The sequence below is a fragment of the Desertibacillus haloalkaliphilus genome (genome assembly GCF_019039105.1).
In the GTDB taxonomy this organism is placed as follows: domain Bacteria; phylum Bacillota; class Bacilli; order Bacillales; family KJ1-10-99; genus Desertibacillus; species Desertibacillus haloalkaliphilus.
In genome coordinates, this window is sequence record NZ_JAHPIV010000272.1 from 1 (window position 1) to 393 (window position 393).

Below are 393 nucleotides of genomic sequence, written 5' to 3' on the forward strand. Positions count from 1 at the left end.
GCTGAATCGTTTGGGACTCAATTTCGATTCCATGCTTCGGACAAACCGGTTTCCCAATTCGAGCATACAACAAACGCAAGTAATCAAAAATTTCCGTTACGGTACCGACCGTAGAACGAGGGTTTCGGCTTGTCGTTTTTTGGTCGATAGAAATGGCAGGTGATAAGCCTTCAATGGCATCGACATCTGGTTTATCCATTTGTCCTAGAAACTGGCGAGCATATGCAGAGAGTGACTCGACATAACGCCTCTGTCCTTCCGCATAAATCGTATCAAACGCAAGCGACGATTTCCCAGAACCCGACAAGCCTGTTAACACAACGAGCTTGTCACGTGGAATGGTTACGTCGATGTTCTTTAAATTATGGGAGCGCGCTCCTTTTACTACAATAT

General features: G+C 45.5%; 1 pseudogene. It reads right to left on the reverse strand.

The window, feature by feature from the left end:
• Positions 1-391 (reverse strand): annotated as a pseudogene (locus KH400_RS21885) (excinuclease ABC subunit UvrA); the annotation flags it as partial.
• Positions 392-393: the final 2 nt, after the last annotated feature.